The organism is Streptomyces sp. PA03-1a, assembly GCF_033792805.1.
Classification (GTDB): Bacteria; Actinomycetota; Actinomycetes; order Streptomycetales; family Streptomycetaceae; genus Actinacidiphila.
This window is the reverse complement of the sequence record NZ_JARAVO010000481.1, coordinates 1-1,103: the sequence shown is the minus strand read 5'-3', so window position 1 is coordinate 1,103 and position 1,103 is coordinate 1. Positions and strand designations below refer to the sequence as shown.

Annotated in this window: 1 protein-coding gene; it reads left to right on the top strand. The window is 80.4% G+C overall.

Annotated features, from left to right (window positions below; translation table 11 throughout):
- Positions 1 to 53: 53 nt before the first annotated feature.
- Positions 54 to 1,103, top strand: a 1,050-nt coding sequence (locus tag PV341_RS45040) for an O-antigen ligase family protein (RefSeq protein ID WP_500361037.1), incomplete at its 3' end; no start/stop codon positions are given.

Genomic DNA, 1,103 nt, shown 5'->3' with positions numbered 1-1,103 from the left:
GTTACGGTGACCCCCGGGGAACCCCCCGGCCCCGGGGGTCAGGGGGTGCGCTGATGGACACGCGAACCGGTGGCACGCGGTCAGGGGTCGGGGGTGCCGGCGACGGCCCGGCGGAACGCCCGCGCTCCGGATGGACGGACGCGGTCGGCGCGCTGGTCCTCGCCGGCTGCGCGGTGTGGTCGCTGGTCGCCGCGGCGGGCCACCCGGCCCGTCCCGAGGGCGTGCTCCTGGCCGTCCTGGCGGTCACCGCCGGATACGCGGCAGGCCGCGTCGGCGGCGCCCTGCGTCCGGTGGCCGTCCCCGCCGTGGCGGCCCTGACCGCGGTCGTCCTGGTGGTCGCCCTCCCCGGTCGCCTGTCCGGCGGCCCGGACACCCCGCCGCTCGGGTACGCGAACGCCGACGCCGCGCTCATGGTGCTCGCCACCGGCGCCGCCTGCTGTGCAGCCTGGGCCGCGCGGACCCGACCGCTCCGGCTGGGCCTGCGCCTGCTCGGCGCCACGGCGGCCGGGTTCGCGCTGGCCGTCGGCTCCGCCGCGGGGTTCGCGGCGTGCCTCGGGGTGGTCCTGTGCTCGCTTGCCGCCGACCGCACGCGCCGCGCGGTCGGCCTCGCGGGCCTGGCCCTGGCCCTCGTCGTGGCGGTCGGCGGCACCTGCGCGGTCGCCGTCGACGCCCTGCCGCCGGGGCTGTCGGCCTCGCTGTCCGGGCAGCTCACCCCGGCCCGGGTCCGGCTGTGGCACGACGCCCTGGAGACCGCCCGGGACCATCCCGTACGCGGGATCGGCCCGGGCCGCTTCGCCGAGGCGGGCACCGCACCGGCTCCTTCGGCGCCCGGCGGGGGCACGCCGCAGTCGGCGCCCCTGCAACTGGCCGCCGAGCAGGGACTGCCCGGCGTCGCCCTCCTCGGCGCCTCCTACGTCTGGCTGCTCTGGGCCCTCCAGCGCTCCCCGCGCCCGACCCCCGTCGTCCTGACCGCCGCGGCCGCCCTGACCGGCCTCGCCATGCAGGCCGCCGTCGACCACGTCCTCAGCTACCCTGCCGTCACCGCCGCCGCCGGCCTCCTCGCCGGCCTCGCCACCTCCCGCCCCCTCGGCGGCCCCCCGGAC